Source organism: Afifella sp. H1R (assembly GCF_021462425.1).
Taxonomy (GTDB): domain Bacteria; phylum Pseudomonadota; class Alphaproteobacteria; order Rhizobiales; family Afifellaceae; genus Afifella; species Afifella aestuarii.
The window spans coordinates 500,562-517,752 of record NZ_JAKEDY010000002.1; the positions used below are offsets into that span (position 1 = coordinate 500,562).

Annotated in this window: 20 protein-coding genes and 1 other RNA gene; 12 read left to right on the forward strand and 9 right to left on the reverse strand. The window is 64.5% G+C overall.

Annotation, left to right across the window (positions count from 1 at the left end; genetic code table 11):
- Positions 1 to 6 precede the first annotated feature (6 nt).
- The 6 genes from L0F51_RS13955 (at position 7) to L0F51_RS13980 (ending at position 4,873) form a co-directional block, all read left to right on the forward strand.
- A complete protein-coding gene (locus L0F51_RS13955; protein ID WP_234629802.1) occupies positions 7 to 750 on the forward strand; it encodes a pyrimidine 5'-nucleotidase in 744 nt (247 codons plus the stop codon).
- 99 nt (positions 751 to 849) lie between these two features.
- Positions 850 to 945, forward strand: an RNA gene (gene ffs / locus L0F51_RS13960) — signal recognition particle sRNA small type.
- Positions 946 to 1,065: 120 nt separating this feature from the next.
- Positions 1,066 to 2,817 carry a DNA polymerase III subunit gamma/tau gene (locus L0F51_RS13965; protein WP_234629803.1) on the forward strand — a complete coding sequence of 584 codons (1,752 nt, stop codon included), beginning with the start codon at positions 1,066 to 1,068 and terminating at the stop codon, positions 2,815 to 2,817.
- Between the two features lie 4 nt (positions 2,818 to 2,821).
- Positions 2,822 to 3,145 carry a YbaB/EbfC family nucleoid-associated protein gene (locus L0F51_RS13970; RefSeq protein WP_234630357.1) on the forward strand — a complete coding sequence of 108 codons (324 nt, stop codon included), beginning with the start codon at positions 2,822 to 2,824 and terminating at the stop codon, positions 3,143 to 3,145.
- A gap of 18 nt (positions 3,146 to 3,163) precedes the next feature.
- Positions 3,164 to 3,769, forward strand: coding sequence for a recombination mediator RecR (gene recR, locus L0F51_RS13975; RefSeq protein ID WP_234629804.1), 606 nt, complete (start codon positions 3,164 to 3,166; stop codon positions 3,767 to 3,769).
- Positions 3,770 to 3,802: 33 nt separating this feature from the next.
- Complete coding sequence (locus tag L0F51_RS13980) at positions 3,803 to 4,873, forward strand: D-alanine--D-alanine ligase family protein (RefSeq protein ID WP_234629805.1); 1,071 nt, start codon at positions 3,803 to 3,805, stop codon at positions 4,871 to 4,873.
- Positions 4,874 to 5,062: 189 nt separating this feature from the next.
- Here L0F51_RS13980 and L0F51_RS13985 read toward each other — a convergent pair whose 3' ends face one another.
- Both L0F51_RS13985 and L0F51_RS13990 read right to left on the reverse strand, forming a co-directional pair.
- Positions 5,063 to 5,383, reverse strand: a complete 321-nt coding sequence (locus tag L0F51_RS13985) for a PBECR2 nuclease fold domain-containing protein (RefSeq protein WP_234629806.1) — start codon at positions 5,381 to 5,383, stop codon at positions 5,063 to 5,065.
- 100 nt (positions 5,384 to 5,483) lie between these two features.
- Positions 5,484 to 6,656, reverse strand: coding sequence for a DNA recombination protein RmuC (locus tag L0F51_RS13990; protein ID WP_234629807.1), 1,173 nt, complete (start codon positions 6,654 to 6,656; stop codon positions 5,484 to 5,486).
- Between the two features lie 86 nt (positions 6,657 to 6,742).
- Between L0F51_RS13990 and def the strand changes: the two genes are divergently transcribed.
- Genes def through truA form a run of 3 tightly spaced genes read left to right on the forward strand, consistent with a single transcriptional unit; the run spans position 6,743 to position 9,026 of the window.
- Positions 6,743 to 7,276 carry a peptide deformylase gene (gene def, locus L0F51_RS13995; protein WP_234629808.1) on the forward strand — a complete coding sequence of 178 codons (534 nt, stop codon included), beginning with the start codon at positions 6,743 to 6,745 and terminating at the stop codon, positions 7,274 to 7,276.
- Positions 7,277 to 7,306: 30 nt separating this feature from the next.
- Complete coding sequence (gene fmt / locus L0F51_RS14000) at positions 7,307 to 8,236, forward strand: methionyl-tRNA formyltransferase (RefSeq protein ID WP_234629809.1); 930 nt, start codon at positions 7,307 to 7,309, stop codon at positions 8,234 to 8,236.
- Between the two features lie 37 nt (positions 8,237 to 8,273).
- The gene (truA, locus tag L0F51_RS14005; RefSeq protein ID WP_234629810.1) at positions 8,274 to 9,026 is read left to right on the forward strand and encodes a tRNA pseudouridine(38-40) synthase TruA; all 753 of its coding nucleotides are present in this window, start codon (positions 8,274 to 8,276) and stop codon (positions 9,024 to 9,026) included.
- A gap of 10 nt (positions 9,027 to 9,036) precedes the next feature.
- Here truA and L0F51_RS14010 read toward each other — a convergent pair whose 3' ends face one another.
- The 5 genes from L0F51_RS14010 to dapD are packed head-to-tail and all read right to left on the reverse strand — an operon-like array spanning position 9,037 to position 12,379.
- Positions 9,037 to 9,579, reverse strand: coding sequence for a hypothetical protein (locus L0F51_RS14010; protein ID WP_234629811.1), 543 nt, complete (start codon positions 9,577 to 9,579; stop codon positions 9,037 to 9,039).
- 44 nt (positions 9,580 to 9,623) lie between these two features.
- Positions 9,624 to 10,790 carry a succinyl-diaminopimelate desuccinylase gene (gene dapE / locus L0F51_RS14015; RefSeq protein ID WP_234629812.1) on the reverse strand — a complete coding sequence of 389 codons (1,167 nt, stop codon included), beginning with the start codon at positions 10,788 to 10,790 and terminating at the stop codon, positions 9,624 to 9,626.
- Positions 10,787 to 11,125, reverse strand: coding sequence for a DUF805 domain-containing protein (locus L0F51_RS14020; protein ID WP_234629813.1), 339 nt, complete (start codon positions 11,123 to 11,125; stop codon positions 10,787 to 10,789). Before L0F51_RS14020 ends, dapE begins: the two co-directional genes overlap by 4 nt.
- 12 nt (positions 11,126 to 11,137) lie before the next feature.
- On the reverse strand, positions 11,138 to 11,503 hold the full coding sequence (locus tag L0F51_RS14025; protein WP_234629814.1) for a DUF805 domain-containing protein: 366 nt from the start codon (positions 11,501 to 11,503) through the stop codon (positions 11,138 to 11,140).
- Positions 11,504 to 11,530: 27 nt separating this feature from the next.
- Positions 11,531 to 12,379, reverse strand: a complete 849-nt coding sequence (dapD, locus tag L0F51_RS14030; RefSeq protein ID WP_234629815.1) for a 2,3,4,5-tetrahydropyridine-2,6-dicarboxylate N-succinyltransferase — start codon at positions 12,377 to 12,379, stop codon at positions 11,531 to 11,533.
- Between the two features lie 162 nt (positions 12,380 to 12,541).
- On the opposite strand from dapD, the gene L0F51_RS14035 reads away from it, so the two are divergent.
- The gene (locus tag L0F51_RS14035; protein WP_234629816.1) at positions 12,542 to 12,961 is read left to right on the forward strand and encodes an HIT domain-containing protein; all 420 of its coding nucleotides are present in this window, start codon (positions 12,542 to 12,544) and stop codon (positions 12,959 to 12,961) included.
- 7 nt (positions 12,962 to 12,968) lie between these two features.
- Positions 12,969 to 13,925 (forward strand): NAD(+) diphosphatase, encoded by a 957-nt coding sequence (gene nudC / locus L0F51_RS14040; protein ID WP_234629817.1) that lies wholly within the window; start codon positions 12,969 to 12,971, stop codon positions 13,923 to 13,925.
- 40 nt (positions 13,926 to 13,965) lie between these two features.
- On the opposite strand, the gene L0F51_RS14045 is transcribed toward nudC, so the two are convergent.
- Together L0F51_RS14045 and L0F51_RS14050 are read right to left on the reverse strand one after the other, a co-directional pair.
- A complete protein-coding gene (locus tag L0F51_RS14045) occupies positions 13,966 to 14,856 on the reverse strand; it encodes a prephenate dehydratase (RefSeq protein ID WP_234630358.1) in 891 nt (296 codons plus the stop codon).
- Positions 14,857 to 14,858: 2 nt separating this feature from the next.
- Positions 14,859 to 15,596, reverse strand: a complete 738-nt coding sequence (locus L0F51_RS14050) for a 3-deoxy-manno-octulosonate cytidylyltransferase (protein WP_234629818.1) — start codon at positions 15,594 to 15,596, stop codon at positions 14,859 to 14,861.
- A gap of 159 nt (positions 15,597 to 15,755) precedes the next feature.
- Between L0F51_RS14050 and L0F51_RS14055 the strand changes: the two genes are divergently transcribed.
- Positions 15,756 to 17,156, forward strand: coding sequence for a cytochrome c family protein (locus L0F51_RS14055; RefSeq protein ID WP_234629819.1), 1,401 nt, complete (start codon positions 15,756 to 15,758; stop codon positions 17,154 to 17,156).
- Positions 17,157 to 17,191: the final 35 nt, after the last annotated feature.

Sequence of the window (17,191 nt, forward strand, 5' to 3'; positions counted from 1 at the left end):
GACCGCATGAACGCACTTGCAGCAGAAGACATCGCACCCCACAGCCGTGAAGATCTCAGCGTCTTTGCGGAGGTGGAGGCATGGATCTTTGATCTCGACAATACCCTCTATCCTCGCGATTCGAACCTGTTCGCGCAGATCGACGAGCGCATCCGCAGCTATGTCCGGAATCTCTTGAATGTCGACGAGGCTGAAGCCCACCGTATCCAGAAAGAATTTTACGAGCGGCATGGCACATCGCTGCGCGGGTTGATGCTGGAACACGACGTCGACGTCGACAGCTTTCTGGAATTCGTGCACGACATCGACCGCTCGGCGCTCGCCCCGGCCCCGGAACTCGCCGCGGCGATCGCTCGCCTGCCCGGCCGCAAATTCATCTTCACCAATGGCTCACGCGCGCATGCGGAGCAGACGGCGACGCAGCTCGGCCTCTCCGATCATTTCGAAGACATCTTCGACATCGTCGCCGCCGACCTCCTGCCGAAGCCGCGCGAAGAGACGTATCGGCGCTTCATCGAGCGTTTCGATATCGCCCCCGCCAGGGCGGCCATGTTCGAAGACCTGTCGCGCAACCTCGTCGTGCCGAAAGATTTCGGCATGCGCACCGTCCTCGTCGTGCCGTCTGGCACGCGCGAAGTCTTCCATGCCGAATGGGAGATGGAGGGTCATGACGGCGCGGAGCATGTCGATTTCGTCACCGACAACCTCGCGGCCTTCGTCTCGGAGATCGTCACGGCACGCGGCGTTTAGCGGCCGCGCCGCCTGTCTTCGGCCTCGGACAAAGCGCCCCATCGCGCAAGTCGTGCGCTCCCCTTGCAGGCGCGGCGCAAAATCGTCATATAGGCGCCGGGAGGCTGGCGACGGGCGCGTCTTTCGCCAATCGGGTCAGGTCCGGAAGGAAGCAGCCCCAACGAATTCGGCGCGGGTCGTCGTCCAGTCTCCTTCTTCAATCAGGCCGCCACGCAAGGCGGCCTTTTCGTTGGCGCGGCATAAAAGGGAACATCGTTTGGAGCGCTTATTGCGTTCGGCATTCAACCCAAGCCGATCATGCTCTAAAAGAAGCTGATGAGCGCTGCGCCCGGCTACCAGGTTCTCGCCCGCAAATACCGCCCCTCCGGCTTCGATGATCTGATCGGCCAGGAGGCGATGGTGCGCACCCTGAAAAACGCTTTCAGGGCCGGGCGCATCCCGCATGCCTGGATGCTGACGGGTGTCAGAGGCATCGGCAAAACCACCACGGCGCGGATTCTCGCCCGCGGGCTCAATTACCAGCCCAAAGAGGGCGAAGGCGCCCCGACGGTGGAGTTTTCCGAAGAGGGCGTGCATTGCCGCGCCATCATGGAAGGGCGCCATCCGGACGTCATGGAGATGGATGCCGCCTCCCATACCGGCATCGACGACATCCGCGACATCATCGATTCGGCCCGCTACGCACCCACCTCGGCGCGTTACAAGGTCTACATCATCGACGAGGTCCACATGCTGTCGAAGGCGGCCTTCAACGGGCTGCTGAAGACGCTCGAAGAGCCGCCGCCGCATGTGAAGTTCATCTTTGCCACGACCGAAATTCGCAAAGTGCCGGTGACGGTGCTGTCGCGCTGCCAGCGCTTCGACCTGAAGCGCGTCGATGCCGCGGAACTCATCACGCATCTCAATTCCATCGCCGGCAAGGAAGGCTTTGAGGTCGAGGCCGAGGCGCTCCGGATGGTGGCACGCGCAGCCGAAGGCTCGGTGCGCGATGCGCTTTCCATCCTCGACCAGGCGGTCGCCCATGGCGCCGGCCGGGTCGGCGCGGAGACGGTGCACGATATGCTGGGGCTGGCGGATCGTGCCCGCATCGTCGACCTCTTCGAAGAGGTGATGAAGGGCGATACCGCCTCGGCGCTCGCCGAATTGCGGCTGCAGCACGAGCGCGGCGCCGACCCGGTGACCGTCCTCACAGATCTTGCGGAATTCTGCCATTACGTGACCGTCTCCAAGCTCGCGCCGGGGACGGCGCCTTCGAGCGCCATTTCCGAGACGGAGCGGGTGCGGGGGGAAGCGCTCGCGGGAACACTCGCGGTCTCGATCCTCTCGCGCGCCTGGCAGATCCTCCTGAAAGGCATCCAGGAAGCACAGCTTGCGGCCCATCCCGAACAGGCGGCCGACATGGTGATCGTGCGGCTCTGCCACGCCGCCAATCTGCCCACACCGGAAGAGGCGCTCAAAGCGCTCGCCGACGAGCAGGACCGATCCGGCAGTGCTGCGGGGCGCCCCGATGGCGGCGGCGCCGCACCACCTCCCCCGCCGCAGGCGCGGCTCGTGCAGTCGGGCAATGGCGGGACACGAGCCCACCCGGAGCCACGTCAGCAGCCGGCCGCAGCACCCCGCGCGGCGCAAAGCCAAGCCGGGCCGCAGCTGCAAAGTTTTGCCGACATCGTTGCCGAAGGCCGCGCCCGGCGTGATATCCGCCTCGTCAACGCGCTCGAACGCTTCGTGCGGCCGGTCAAGGTCGAGGACGGGCGGGTGGAGATCGCGCTCGACGAGGGCGCCCTTGCGGATCTGCCGCAACGGCTTTCGGCTGCCCTTTCGGAATGGACCGGCCAGCGCTGGGTCGTCATCGTCAGCCAGACAAGCGGCGCGCAAACCCTGCGCGAAGTGAAGCAGGCTGAAGATGCACGGCTGATGGCAGAGGCGGAAGCCGATCCGATCGTGCAGAAGGTTCTGGAACGCTTTCCGGGTGCAGAGATCGTCGCCGTACGCTCGCGCCCCGAAGACGACGACACTGATGACGACGAGGCGGGTGAGACGCCCGACCCATCAAGAGAGGATGACTGACACCATGCGCGATCTCATGGGCATGATGAAGCAAGCCAAAGAGCTTCAGGGAAAGATGCAGGAGCTGCAGGAGGAGGTGGCCGCGATGGAGGTCGCCGGCTCTTCCGGCGGCGGGCTCGTCTCCGTCGTGGTCGACGGCAAGGGCACGCTCAAATCCATCAAAATCGACCCCTCGCTCATGAAAGAGGACGAGACGGAGATCCTGGAAGACCTCGTCGTCGCTGCCGTGGCCGACGCGCGCGGCAAGGCCGACCAGGCGACGCAGGAGAAAATGTCGGAGCTCACCTCCGGTCTGCCTCTGCCCCCGGGCATGAAGCTGCCGTTCTAGGATTCCGCGCGAGACATCATGGCCGCTTCCACTGTCGGGCCGGAGATCGAGAAACTGATCCAGGCCCTCTCGCGCCTGCCGGGGCTCGGGCCGCGTTCGGCCCGGCGCGCTGCGCTTGCGCTCATCAAAAAGAAAGAGACGCTGCTCGTGCCGCTCGCCAATGCGGCACGCGAGGCGGCGGAGGCTGCCAAGGTGTGCTCCCTTTGCGGCAATATCGACAGCCGTGACCCCTGTTCGGTCTGTTCCGATCCGTCGCGCGATCCTTCCACCATCGTGGTGGTGGAAGACGTCGGCGACCTTTGGGCGCTGGAACGCGCCGCCGCGACTAAGGCGCGCTACCATGTGCTCGGCGGCGTGCTCGCCCCCCTCGATGGGATCGGCCCGGACGATCTTGCCATCGACAGCCTTCTCGGCCGTGCGGCAGCGCCCGAAGTCACGGAGATTATCCTCGCCGTCAACGCCACGGTCGAGGGCCAGACGACGGCGCATTACCTCACCGACGAGCTCGCCTCCTGTCACGTCCAGGTGACCCGGCTGGCCCATGGCGTGCCCGTCGGCGGCGAGCTCGATTATCTCGACGACGGCACGCTCGCAGCCGCCATGCGGGCAAGGACGGCGTTTTAACCCCCTTTCCGGAAACCTCCTGCAGGAGCCACCATGACGCCTCCGTCCTCACGCACGCGTATCGCCGTCCTTTTCGGCGGCCGGTCGGCGGAACACGATGTTTCGATCATGTCGGCGACCAACGTCATGCGGGCACTCGACCCCGAGACTTACGATCTCGTACCGATCTTCATCACGCGTGACGGACGCTGGCTTGAAAGCCGTTTCGAAGACGGCCGCCCGACGACACCCGAGACGGGGACAGAACTCGCTCTTCTTTCTGGCGGCAAAGGCCGCATGCTTGCCCTTTCGCCCGAAGGACAGGCCCGGGAGATCACTTCAATCGATATCCTCTTTCCGGTCCTTCACGGCCTCTTCGGCGAAGACGGCTCCATCCAGGGCCTCGCCGAGACAGCGGGCGTCGCCTTCGTCGGCTGTGGCATCCTGGGCTCAGCGACCGCCATCGACAAGGACATCGCCAAGCGTCTCCTCATGCAGGCCGGCCTGCCCGTCGCGCATGCGGTCACGATCGCATTGGGTGAGGCGCCCTCCTTCACCGAGATCGAAGGCGCGCTCGGACTTCCCCTCTTTGTCAAGCCGGCGCGGCAGGGCTCGTCGGTCGGGGTGAGCAAAGTGACGAGCGAAGCAGGCTTTGCCGCGGCACTTGCGGAAGGCTTTCGCCACGACACGAGGCTTCTCGCCGAGGAGTTCATCGCCGGCCGCGAGATCGAATGCGCCGTCCTTGAAGACCCGAAAGGCGCGCTTTTCGTCTCGCGTCCGGGCGAGATCGTGCCGGCGGAACGCCACGGCTTCTACAGCTATGACGCCAAATATATCGACGAGACCGGTGCGGCGTTGAAAGTCCCTGCGGATTTGCCGCCGCATCTCGAAGCCGAAATCCGCACCCTAGCCGCAAAGGCGTTCCGGGCGCTCGGCTGCGACGGCATGGCCCGGGTCGACTTCTTCGTGACCGCGGAGGGGCGTATCCTCGTCAACGAGCTCAACACCATCCCGGGCTTCACCGATATCAGCATGTATTCCAAGGCTATGTCGGCAAGCGGCGTCGGCTACGCGGAGGTCATCGACCGGCTGGTGGAACACGGCCTCGCACGGGCCGCAGGCTGAAGAGCAAGGCGAGATTGAACCAGCCGATTCTATCGCTTATATTAGCTCTGCTTGCGTTCAGAGGTGAGAACGGCCTTCTCACGCACCTGAAGTGCCTATGGCGCATCAGGTCAGTAGCCCGAAAGAGCGAAGAGATCCGGAATTTGGCGTCCGGCGATCGCAAACAGGAGCCCCGCTTCGGCGGGGCTTTTATTTTGTGCGCGTGACAAAGCCTTTCCGCAGCCGGCGATCGAGCTTGTTCCGGTCGATCGGATAAAAGGAACGGACGAGATAGCGGCCATCTCCGTCCCGCTGCAGCCTGATCGCGATCAGCACGATCAGGCTGTTGTCTTCGACCTCGCCAATCAATTCAAAACCGCTTTCGCGATGATGTGGCGACTGTCCGATATAGTCGGGGCTCCGCACAATTTCGGAGAGAAATGGCAGACAGGCGGGGAAGGTTTCGCGATGCCGACGGAACGCATGCTGCTGTGCCGGAATGCTCAAATAGACGGGGCCGGACGGCAACACCAGGTTCGCCCTGCTGAGGGCACCAAGAGGCAGCCTCCCGAGAGTGAGGGGACGGAAACGTGGCTCATTGTCCCTTCGCTTTGCCGACAACCGCTCTGCCCTACCCCTCGCCGCCGGCCGCGAGCTTCTCCTCCTCCGCTTCCTCGCCGAAGCCCAGGCCCTCTATCCGGGCACCACGCTTCTGCAGCTTGTCGCTCGAAATCAGGATCTGTTCGATGTCGCGGCTCGTCTGGCCGAAATGCGTGGCGAGTTTCCTGATACGCTCGTCGAGACGTCCGAGATCCTCCATCAAGGACATCACCTCTTCCTGGATGACATGCGCCTGCTCGCGCAGCCGCGCATCGCGCAGGACGGCCTGCATCACCTGGATCGACAGCATCAGAAGCGACGGCGAGACGATGACGACGCGCGCCCGGTAGGCGCGCTGCACGACCTCTTCGAAGCGTTCATGGATCTCCGCGAAGACCGTCTCGGAGGGCACGAACATGAAGGCCGTGTCCTGCGTCTCGCCGGGAGTGAGATACCGCTCCTGAATGTCGCGGATATGCTTCAGGAGATCCGTGCGGAACTGCGCCTGAGCCGCCTTCTTTGTCTCCGCCGTCTCCGCATCCTTGAAGGCATTGTAGCCTTCAAGCGGGAACTTGGCGTCGACGACGAGCGGCGGCACGCCGTTCGGCATGAAGACGAGGCAATCCGGTCGCGCGCCGGATTTCAGCGTCGCCTGGAACTGGTAGGCCCTCTTCGGCAGGCCGTCGGCGACGATCGCTTCCATGCGCGCCTGACCGAAGGCACCGCGCGTCTGCTTGTTGCCGAGGATGTTCGACAGGGTCGTCACCTGACCAGCAAGCTCGGTGATATTCCTCTGCGCCCGGTCGAGCACGGCAAGACGCTCATGCAGCTGGCGCAGATTTTCGCCGGTGTTCTGCGCCGCCTCGCCGACAGAGCGGTTGAGACGGTGGCCGATCCCATCGAGACGTTCCGAGAGATGCCGGTTGAGCTCCGACTGGCGGCTGCCGAAAATTTCCGCCATCGACTGCATGCGCCCCGACATTTCCGCCTGGGTTTTCAGGAGCGCCGAGAGCTCACCGCGCATCTCCGCCGCCTGCACGCTCGCCTCAGCAGCCAGACGACGGTTCTTCGCACCGGCCCGCAGAGCGAGGAGGAGCACGACGAGAAGCACGAGCCCACCGAAGCCGGCCGCCGACAGCACAAGCGGGTCGGCGTCGGAAAGTCGGCCAAGTGCATCGGCAAAGACAGGCGACCATGAGTCCATTTCATGAACATAGCTGATTCGCCGCGTACACTCGGCCGTCACCCGACATTGACCGCAGGCCCCGGAAACCCTAAGTCGCGAGGGCCATGGCCAAACTCGACATCGTCACACTTCCCGATCCCGTCCTGCGCAAGCTCAGCGACCCCGTCGAGGGCATGAGCGAGCCGATCCAGAAGCTTCTCGACGACATGCTGGAGACGATGTACGAGGCGCCCGGCATCGGCCTCGCGGCCATCCAGGTCGGCGTGCCGAAGCGGGTCATCACCATCGACGTCAGCCGCGAAGAGGACAAGCGCGAGCCTCTGTTTCTCGTCAATCCGCAGATCGTGTGGCGCTCCGACGATCCGAACGTGCACGAGGAAGGCTGCCTCTCGATCCCGGAATATTTTGCGGAGGTGGAGCGCCCCGCCCGGGTGAAGGTGACGTATCGCGACTATGACGGCAAGGAACAGGAGCTCGAAGCCGACGGTCTTCTCGCCACCTGCATCCAGCATGAGGTCGACCATCTGAACGGCGTCCTCTTTATCGATTATCTCTCCAAGCTGAAGCGCGACATGGTCATCCGCCGTTTCACCAAGGCGGCGCGCGAGAAAGAACGCAGCGCCAGTTCGGCCATGTAGCCGTCCCCGGAAGGGGCAAAGGGACAGGCGATGACACTCAAAGTGATTTTCATGGGCACGCCGGATTTCGCCGTGCCGACCTTCCTCGAACTCGTCGGCCAGGGCCACGAGATCGCAGCCGTCTACACGCAACCGCCGCGCCCCGCCGGCCGCGGCATGGCGGAGCGCAAAAGCCCAGTGCATCTTCATGCCGAGCGCTTCGGCATTCCGGTGCGCACGCCGAAGAGCCTCAAGAACGAAGAGGTGCAGGCGGAATTTGCGGAACTTCAGGCCGACGTCGCCGTCGTCGTCGCCTATGGGCTCATCCTGCCGAAGCCGATCCTGGACGCGCCGAGTGAAGGCTGCCTCAATCTCCACGGCTCGCTCCTGCCGCGCTGGCGCGGGGCGGCCCCGATTCAGCGCGCCGTCATGGCGGGCGATCCGGAAACCGGCGTCATGGTCATGCGCATGGACGAAGGTCTCGATACCGGCCCGGTGTGCCTTGCCGAAAAGACGCCGATCGGTCCCGACGAGACGACGGGGCAGCTGCACGACCGGCTCGCGCGTCTTGGCGCCGATTTGATGGTGCGGGCGCTCGGCGCGTTGGAGCGGGGGGCGCTGACGGCCACCCCTCAGGCCGAAGACGGCGTCACCTACGCCTCCAAGATCGACAAGAGTGAAGCGAAGATCGACTGGTCGCAGCCCTCTCCTGAGGTGCACAACCTCATCCGCGGGCTCTCGCCCTTCCCCGGCGCCTGGTTTGAGATCGAGGCGGGCGGCAAGCGCGAACGCGTGAAAGTGCTGCGCTCGGAAAAAGCCGAAAGTTCGGGCCAACCGGGCGAGCTCCTCGACAGGATGACCATCGCCTGCGGCGACGGTGCCATTCGCCTCGTCGAGGTGCAGCGTGCCGGCAAGCAGGCGATGGATGCCGAGGCGGCACTGCGCGGCCTGCCAGCCGATTTCCGCATCCTCGTCGCGTGAGACAGCACGCCCTGGCGCCCTTCGGCAGAGCCTCGTTATGCCCCGCTACCGCCTCCTGATCGAATATGACGGCGGCCCTTTCGTCGGCTGGCAACGGCAGACGACGGGCCCTTCCGTGCAGGCCGCGATCGAAGATGCGATCTTTGCCTTCACGGGCGAAGAGATCCGGATCCGGGGCGCCGGCCGCACCGATACGGGCGTGCATGCGCTCGGCCAGGTGGCGCATTGCGACCTGCAAAAAGACTGGCCGGACGACACGGTGCGTGACGCCCTCAACGCGCATCTGCGACCCGCGCCGGTCGCGATCCTCGCGGCAAGGCAAGTACCTGACGATTTCGATGCGCGGTTTTCGGCGGAAAAGCGGCATTATCTCTACCGCATCGTCAACCGGCGCCCGCCACTCGCTTTGGAGCGTGATCGGGCCTGGCAGGTGCCGGTGCCGCTTGATGCCGATGCCATGCACGAGGCGGCGCAGACGCTCGTCGGGCGGCATGATTTCACCACCTTCCGGGCGGCCGAATGCCAGGCGAAGAGCCCGGTCAAAACCCTCGACCGGATCAGCGTGCGGCGTGAACTCGATATGGTCGTGGTCGAAACCTCCGCGCGCTCTTTCCTGCACAGCCAGGTGCGTTCCTTCGTCGGCACGCTGAAACTCGTCGGCGAGGGCAAATGGCGGGCGCGCAACGTCGCCGAGGCACTCACCGCATGCGACCGCCGCCGCTGCGGACCCCTGGCACCGCCCGACGGGCTTTATCTGGCGAAGGTCGATTATCCAGAAGACGACGCCTGAGCGACGCCGGCTACATCACCCCGACGAAAATGCGGTCGAGGCTCACCTCGATCAAAATCCCGATCAAGAGCTGCAGCAGAACGACGGGCACGGCCATCATCACCGGCACGGCGAGTGCGGTGCGGACCACCAGATAGGAAAAGCGCAAGGCGACCACGAACAGCGCCAGCAGAAGGAAAGAGAGGACCGGAAGCGGCACGAAGCCCGTCGCGTGGAGCGCATGCGGCAGCGCGAACATGCCGGCGATCACCACCGCACTCCAATTGCGCGCCACGATGAACGGCACATAATGCGTGGCAACCCCGAGCGGGCGGGCAACGAGCGCAAAGAAGATCGGAAACGCGACCCAATCGAGGGCGAGGCCGAAGAGCCGCAGGGAGACGAAGCTCCCGGCCAGAACCGTCACGGCGTGATCGGTCGCCGTCAGCGCAATTTTCTCGGAGGAGATCGCAACGAGCGTGAATGGGATGATGAGGATCACCGCACCGAACGAGCGCCAGAACCCCTCCAATGTCAGATCGAGTTCCTGCAGCCCTTCGGCACGGCCGTTCATCACCTTCCATGCGCCGGTGACTTGTTGGATGCAGTAAGAGAAGATCATTGCGTGCGGGCGAAGATGCTGTCCAGGAAGGCTTCGTAGATGCGTGTCAGCTCCTCGAGATCGGCGGCCGGCACCCTTTCGTCGGTCTGATGCATCGTGGCGCCGACGAGACCCAGCTCCACGACCGGGCAAAAATCCTTGATGAAGCGCGCATCCGATGTCCCGCCGCCCGTCGAGAGGCGCGGACGTGAACCGACGATGGCGGAAACGGCCCCGCTCAAACTGCCGATCAGCGCCTCGTCCCGGGCAAGAAAGGAATCGCTCGGCGGCTGCCCCTCTTCCAGGCTCCAATGGATCTCGCCTTTGGCCGCCTCGCTCAGCCGTCTCTCGATTTCGGCGCGCAGGCTCGTCCGCGTCCAGCAATCGTTGAAGCGGCTGTTGAAGCGGGCCCGGGCCTCTCCGGGAATGACGTTCCAGGCGCTATTGCCTGTCGCGACATCGACGACCTCGAGCGTCGAAGGCTCGAAATGGGCACTGCCTTCATCGAGAGGCGTCGCCGTCAGCCCCTCGAGCAGCGTCATCAAGCGCATCACCGCATTCTCAGCGAGATGCGGATAGGCGGCGTGGCCCTGCCGCCCATGCGCGACGATGGTCGCCGAAAAGCTGCCGCGCCGGCCGATCTTGACCTGATCTCCGACCCAGTCTGCAGATGTCGGCTCGCCGACGAGCGCGCCGGAGAATTCATGCCCTCGAGCCTTCGCCCAATCGAGCAGCTTGGTCGTGCCGTTGATGCCGGGCCCTTCTTCATCGCCCGTAATGAGGAAGGAAAAACGGCCGGAAAAATCGCTGCGGCGCGCCTTGAAGCGCGAGAAGGCGGCGACCATCGCCGCGATCGCGCCCTTCATATCGACGGCGCCGCGCCCGTAGACGAGGTTCTCATCGAGCGCTCCGGAAAAGGGTGGATGCCGCCAGGCGGCTTCCTCTCCGGGTGGCACCACATCGACATGACCGGCGAAGGTGAGATGGTAATCGCCTTCACCGATGACGGCGAAGAGGTTCTCCACGTCCGGTGTGCCGACCTCGGAGAAAACGGGCCGATCGACAGCGAAACCGAGCGGCTTCAACGCCGCCTCGAGGACGTCGAGCGCCGGCGCCGCTTCGGGCGTCACCGAAGGTGCGCGGATCAAATCGCGGGCGAGCTGGACGGGGTCGATCACGGTCACGGGATGAGACGCGTTTCCGGGGGCGGGCCCCAGCTGTTGGCGTCCGGATCTCCCTCCAGGAGGCCGAGATCGACGATGGCCCAGATCGGTCCGATGACCGGGATCAGAATGATGAGCGCCCACCAGCCCGAGCGGCCGCGATCGTGAAAACGTTTCACGTGACAGGCGATGCCGGCCAAAAACAGGAAGACGGAAATCAGAAAGGCGATCAGCCCGTCATTGCCGAAAAGCAGCGTCGCGATGAGAGAAATGATGAAGAGGCCGATGACCCCGATCCACCAATCCTTGCGCGCGATGCGCCCTTCGAAGCTCGTATAGAGATATTTCCAGTCCATCCTCGGCCTCCCTCACCTCGGCGGCAGGTTCGGCGCCTCGCCAAACCGGTTCTTTCCGCCGGTGCCCCGCACGACACCGAAGGCGATGGTAGCGAAAATCGACAGAACGGGAACGAGTAGGATCGCCGCAAAGGCGCCCGTCGCGTTGAAATCGTGCAACCGCTTCACACCGATGGCGATGGAGCAGACCATGCCGACAATGAGAGCGAAGCTGGCGAGCGTCGGATTGTGGAAGGTGACATCGCCCGTCTGCGGGTGGACATCCGGCTGCAGCAGGAAGGCCAGCACCGCCACCACGCCGAAATTGGCGAGCCAGTAGACTTCGCGGCCGATGCGGCCATCAAAGCGGAAAAAAAGCCAAAGCAGGCTGCGCGCCATCTTGCCTCCAAATGCTGGCGGGACGCGTCAGCTGCGCAAGAGCTCGTTGATAGAGGTCTTGGCGCGGGTGCGCTCGTCGACACGCTTGACGATGACGGCGCAATATAGCTGTGGCCCCCAGTTTTCACCCGGCAGGTTCTTGCTGGGCATCGTGCCCGGCACGACCACAGAATATGGGGGCACTTCGCCGATAAACACCTCACCGGTGTTGCGATCGACGATTTTTGTCGACGCGCCGAGATAGACTCCCATCGACAAGACCGAGCCCTGGCGCACGATCACACCTTCGGCGACTTCGGCACGTGCACCGATGAAGCAATCATCCTCGATGACCACCGGTCCGGCCTGCAACGGTTCCAGCACACCGCCGATGCCCGCACCGCCCGAAAGATGCACGTTCTTGCCGATCTGCGCGCAGGAGCCGACCGTCGCCCAGGTGTCGATCATCGCCCCCTCGCCGACATGGGCGCCGAGATTGACGAAGGACGGCATCAAGACCGCGCCCGGCGCGATGAAGGCTGAGCGACGCACCACACAATTGGGCACCGCGCGAAAACCTGCGCTCTCGAAATCCGCGGCCCCCCAGCCGGTAAACTTCGACGGCACCTTGTCCCACCACACGGCTCCGCCCGGACCACCCTCGATCACCGACATCGGCGTCAGGCGGAAAGACAGCAGCACCGCCTTCTTCAGCCATTGATTGACGTGCCAGTTGCCATCAGGTCCCGGCGCGGCCACACGCTCTTCGCCGCTGTCGAGAAGGTCGAGCGCCGCATCGACGGCATCGCGCACCGGTCCTTGCGTCTCCGGGCTGAGCTCGCCGCGCTTTTCGAAGGCCTCGTCGATGGTCGCCGCGAGTTCGGTGTGATCGGCCATTTTCTTCGTCTTCCCCTGCCGGTGAGTTGCTGCCGGTCTTGCCCATATCAATCCTGCGGTGGCGTAAGCCGGGGCGGGCGCCGCGTCAATTGCCACAGATCCTCCCTTCGCGCCGGCCCTGGCAGGTGTTAGAGCCTCACACAGGCTCTAGGTCACGAGGTCATGTCCGGCTTTTCTCTTCATCCTCGGCTCGCCGCCGATACGTTTCCGCTCACCGAATTCCCTCTCTGCCATGTTCGGCTGATGAACGACGCCACCTATCCATGGCTCATCCTGGTGCCGGCGCGGCCGGAGCTCGCCGAGATCATCGATCTCGATGTCGCGCAGCAGAACGTTCTGATCGGCGAGATCGACGCGGCGGCGCGGTCGCTCCGGCAGGTGACGGGCTGCGACAAGCTCAATGTCGCCGCCCTCGGCAACGAGGTCCGCCAGCTTCACATCCACGTCATCGCCCGTTTCGTCGGCGACCCGGCCTGGCCGAAGCCCGTCTGGGGCGCGGTCCCTGCAAGGCCTTACGCGATCGAGGCGAAAGACACACTCATCCGCCGCCTGGAAGACGCTTTTGCAGCCGCTTCGGCCTGAACGCGTCATGTCCTCAAGCTTCCTAGATCGCCCTTTCCTCGAGGCGAGCGCCGCAAACGGCTTCGCGGGAAACAATTTCGACCGGCAGAGCGAGCATCGCGCGGAACATGCGGTCGAGATCGCGCTCGGTTCACCCGATGCGCGGATCCACCTCTTTTGCGAAGACCGTGCTCTCGTGAAGATCTCTCCGGAGCCGCAGGCCGCCTTTTCGGTGAACGAGGCCGAGGCCATCGGCTTCGATCCCGCCACCCTCATTCTTCTCGGATTTCTCGGCGCAGAGCCGCGGCTTGCCGCCATGGCGATCCCGCAGGCAGAGTGGCCGGAGCCGCTGCGGGCGATCGATCTTCGCTCCCTCGCGGTCCAGGGCCTTCTGTCGGCGGAAGATCTCGGCGGGCTCGCGCAGGCGCGGTCACTGCTTGCCTGGCATCAGAACCATCGTTTCTGCGCGAGATGCGGGAGCGAGACGGAGATGCGGGCAGGCGGCGTGAAGCGGCACTGTCCGTCCTGTGAGAGAGAGCATTTTCCGCGCACGGATCCGGTCGTCATCATGCTCGTCATCGACCCGGCGCAGAACCATGACGCCTGCCTTCTCGGCCGCCAGCATCGCTTTCAGCCCGGCATGTATTCCGCGCTTGCGGGGTTTCTGGAACCGGGGGAGACGATCGAAGCGGCGGTGAGGCGCGAGATCGCCGAGGAGGCGGGGATCCGGACGGGGCGTGTGCGCTACCATTCCAGCCAGCCCTGGCCTTTCGTCTCCTCGCTTATGATCGGCTGCCATGCGGAGGCCGCCTCCAACGAGATCACGCGCGATGAAAGCGAGCTTGAAGATTGCCGCTGGTTCACCCGCGATGAGGTCCACCGGATGCTCACCGGCACGCATCCGGATGGGCTGACGGCGCCGCCCGAAATGGCGATCGCGCACCGCCTCATCGCGGACTGGGCCGATTGGGCGGAGGGGAAATAGCGAGCGCCTCACGGCCCTCGCCTTCCGTCATCCTATCGCTTTACGCCCCGCGGGAGGGTCTGAGCGCGCGGTTCGCTTCCGGCTCCGCCTGATGGGCGCGAAACGGATCGGCCGGATAGACACCCACGACCCGGAACTCGGCCGAGAAGAACTGCAGCTCTTCGAGAGCGAGCGCCACCATCGGATCGTCCGGATGGCCTTCGACATCGGCGTAGAACTGCGTGGCGAAGAAGGTGCCGCCGAGCTGATAGCTCTCGAGCTTCGTCATATTCACGCCATTGGTCGCAAAGCCGCCCAGCGCCTTGTAGAGCGCGGCCGGAACGTTGCGGACGCGGAAGATGAAGGTGGTGACGGCCGGTCCCGCCTCGATCGCCGGCTGCTGCGGCTCGCGCGACAGGATGATGAAGCGTGTGGTGTTGTGCGCCTCGTCCTCGATATCCTCGGCCAGAATGTCGAGGCCATAGACTTCGGCTGCAAGCCGTGTCGCGATCGCCGCGCGGCTCTTGTCGCCGAGGTCCGCCACCTGATGGGCTGAACCCGCTGTGTCGGCGGCCACTTCAGCCTTCAACCCATTGGCGCGCAGGAATTTGCGGCACTGGCCGAGCGCCATGACATGGCTTTGCACCGTCTTCACATCCTCAAGGCGCGCACCTTTGAGGCCGAGAAGCTGGTGGCGAATCGGCAGGAAATACTCGCCGATGATGGAGAGCGTCGAGGACGGCAGGAGATGGTGGATATCCGCGACGCGGCCAGCGACGGAATTTTCGATCGGGATCATGCCGAGATCGGCCTCCCCCGTCTCGATCGCCTGAAAGCAATCCTCGAAGGTCGCGAGCGGCACCGCTTCGGCCGCCGGAAACACATCCTGGCAGGCGATGTGGGAGTTGGCGCCGGGTTCTCCCTGGAAGACGACGCGTCTCGCCTCGGCCATGTTCATTCCGCTTCTCCTGCAAGGATGGCGCGTGCGCGCTCCAGATCCGCCATTGTGTCGACGCCGAGCGGCACGGTTTCGACGATCATGGCGTCGATGCGCATGCCGTTTTCGAGTGCCCGCAGCTGCTCCAACTTTTCGCGACGTTCCAAAATGCCGGGTGGCAATGCGACGAAACGTTGCAGAGCGGCGCGCCGATAGACATAAAGTCCGATGTGATGAAACAATGGTCCCTCCCCATACGGCGCCGTCGCACGGGTGAAATAAAGCGCCCGCAGCCGATCTGGCGCGACCGGCGTGCCGACGACTTTGACGACATTGGGGTTCGTCCGTTCCCCTCTCTCCGAAATCTCTGCCGTGAGCGTGGTGATCGCCACCTCCGGATCTTCAAGGGGGCGGAGAGCCGCGGCGAGCGTGGCGGGATCGAAGGTCGGCAGATCGCCCTGCATATTGACGACGACATCGTGCCGGCCTTCCGGATCGAATGTCTCGAGCGCTTCGGCGATGCGGTCGGAGCCCGAGGGATGGTCGGCCCGCGTCATGATGGCGATCGCGCCGGCCGCTTCGGCTGCCTCGGCGATGCGCTTCTCGTCGGTCGCCACGACGACCGGACCAAGCCCGGACTCGTGGCCGCGGTCCACGACATGGGCGATCATCGGACGGCCGGCGATATCGGCGAGGGGTTTTTCCGGCAGCCGCGTGGCGGCAAGCCGTGCCGGGATAACGATGAGAGGATTCATCGAAAATTCATCGAGATACACTGGAAAGGAACTTCGGCGGCGGGCTTATACGCCCGCGATGGAACCGTCAAACCGAGAGCTTCAGCGCTCTCAACCTTGCCTCCCGGGTGTGGTGCGCCCTATTTGCAGCCCGGCCAATAAAGCGGAGTAGAGATTTCAATGCATTCGCCCGCCTGGAACACCTACGCAATGGCGATCCTGGGGACGCTGCTGGTCGCCTTCGGCCTGTCTGTTCTCGGAGATATGCTGTTTGAATCGCCGGAGCTGGACGAGCCCGGCTACGTCATCGCGACAGCCGAAGAGAGCGGCGGCGGCGACACGGCTGCCGAGCCCGCAGGCCCGGAACCTCTGCCGGTTCGCCTTGCCAATGCCGACACGGATGCCGGACAGCGCACCGCCAAGCAATGCGTGGCTTGCCACAACTTCCAGAAGGGCGAAGGCAACAAGATCGGTCCGCTGCTCTGGAACGTCGTCGGACGTCCCGTCGCGTCGGAGGAGGGCTTCAGCTACACCGACGCCATGCAGGAATTCGCCAAGACCGAAGGCGAATGGACGTTTGAACATCTCGACAGTTACCTGACCAATCCGAAGGGCGTGGTGCCAGGCACGGCGATGAACTTCGCCGGCATCAAGGACGATCAGGACCGCGCCAACGTCATCGCCTATCTGCACACGCTCTCCGACGATCCTCTGCCTTTGCCCGAGCCCGAAGCCGCGCCAGCCGAAGGCGGCGATGAAGCCGCCGCGTCTGAAGGCGAAGCTGGAGGAGCGCAGGCAGAGGCAACGCCGGAAGAGACGCCGGCTCCTGCGACCGCAACAGGTGGCGGGACGGCAGCTCCCGAAGGCGAAGTGACGGAGGAGACGGCCCAATCGGCAACCGAGCAGGGCGCCTCCGATGTGCCGGGCGGCGATGCCGGTCAACAGCAGGCCCAGGGCGAGCAGGCCCAAGGCGAGCAGGCCCAGGGCGAGCAGGCCGGCGAACAATCCGCAGAACCGCAGCCGGAGAATGCGCAGCAGCCACCGCAGCAGTCTCAGGCCGCACCATCACCGGCAGGTCAGGCGACGGCGGACGCTCAGCAACAGGGGCAGCAACAGGCTCAGCAGGGTGAGGCAGAGCAGCAACCTCAGAACCAGCAGCCGGCCGAGGGTCGGCAGCAGGCTCAGGCGCCTGCCGGGAATCAGGAGCCGCCGAGCCCGACGGTCGCCATGATCGCCGATGCCTCGCCGGAGGCGGGCGAAAAGGTCGCCGCGCAGTGCCGCGCCTGCCACACCTTCGATAAGGGCGGCGCCAACCGGATCGGCCCGAACCTCTGGGAGATCGTCAACCGTCAGGCCGCGGCACATGAAGGCTTCAAGTACACCGATGCCATGCAGAAGCATGCGCAGGAGATCGGGACGTGGACCTACAACCACCTGGACACCTATCTCGCCGATCCGCGCGGCGTGGTGCCTGGAACGAAGATGATCTTCGCCGGCGTCAAGAAGGACGAGGACCGCGCAGCGCTGCTCGCCTATCTGCGCACGCTCTCGGCCAACCCAGCACCGCTGCCCGGGCAATGAGCCCTTGCAGTCGGACAAAATGACCCTGTTGACGC

Bases quoted from the DNA above. Each gene is read 5' to 3' on its own strand.
- nudC (WP_234629817.1), top strand. From the start codon at position 12,969: ATGTCCTCAAGCTTCCTAGATCGCCCTTTCCTCGAGGCGAGCGCCGCA.
- L0F51_RS14035 (WP_234629816.1), top strand. From the start codon at position 12,542: ATGTCCGGCTTTTCTCTTCATCCTCGGCTCGCCGCCGATACGTTTCCG.
- L0F51_RS14025 (WP_234629814.1), bottom strand. From the start codon at position 11,503: ATGGCGCGCAGCCTGCTTTGGCTTTTTTTCCGCTTTGATGGCCGCATC.
- recR (WP_234629804.1), top strand. From the start codon at position 3,164: ATGGCCGCTTCCACTGTCGGGCCGGAGATCGAGAAACTGATCCAGGCC.
- L0F51_RS13965 (WP_234629803.1), top strand. From the start codon at position 1,066: ATGAGCGCTGCGCCCGGCTACCAGGTTCTCGCCCGCAAATACCGCCCC.
- L0F51_RS14050 (WP_234629818.1), bottom strand. From the start codon at position 15,596: ATGAATCCTCTCATCGTTATCCCGGCACGGCTTGCCGCCACGCGGCTG.
- truA (WP_234629810.1), top strand. From the start codon at position 8,274: ATGCCCCGCTACCGCCTCCTGATCGAATATGACGGCGGCCCTTTCGTC.
- L0F51_RS14010 (WP_234629811.1), bottom strand. From the start codon at position 9,579: ATGAACGGCCGTGCCGAAGGGCTGCAGGAACTCGATCTGACATTGGAG.
- L0F51_RS14045 (WP_234630358.1), bottom strand. From the start codon at position 14,856: ATGGCCGAGGCGAGACGCGTCGTCTTCCAGGGAGAACCCGGCGCCAAC.
- L0F51_RS13970 (WP_234630357.1), top strand. From the start codon at position 2,822: ATGCGCGATCTCATGGGCATGATGAAGCAAGCCAAAGAGCTTCAGGGA.
- L0F51_RS13990 (WP_234629807.1), bottom strand. From the start codon at position 6,656: ATGGACTCATGGTCGCCTGTCTTTGCCGATGCACTTGGCCGACTTTCC.
- def (WP_234629808.1), top strand. From the start codon at position 6,743: ATGGCCAAACTCGACATCGTCACACTTCCCGATCCCGTCCTGCGCAAG.
- fmt (WP_234629809.1), top strand. From the start codon at position 7,307: ATGACACTCAAAGTGATTTTCATGGGCACGCCGGATTTCGCCGTGCCG.
- L0F51_RS14055 (WP_234629819.1), top strand. From the start codon at position 15,756: ATGCATTCGCCCGCCTGGAACACCTACGCAATGGCGATCCTGGGGACG.
- L0F51_RS13955 (WP_234629802.1), top strand. From the start codon at position 7: ATGAACGCACTTGCAGCAGAAGACATCGCACCCCACAGCCGTGAAGAT.
- L0F51_RS14020 (WP_234629813.1), bottom strand. From the start codon at position 11,125: ATGGACTGGAAATATCTCTATACGAGCTTCGAAGGGCGCATCGCGCGC.
- L0F51_RS13980 (WP_234629805.1), top strand. From the start codon at position 3,803: ATGACGCCTCCGTCCTCACGCACGCGTATCGCCGTCCTTTTCGGCGGC.
- dapD (WP_234629815.1), bottom strand. From the start codon at position 12,379: ATGGCCGATCACACCGAACTCGCGGCGACCATCGACGAGGCCTTCGAA.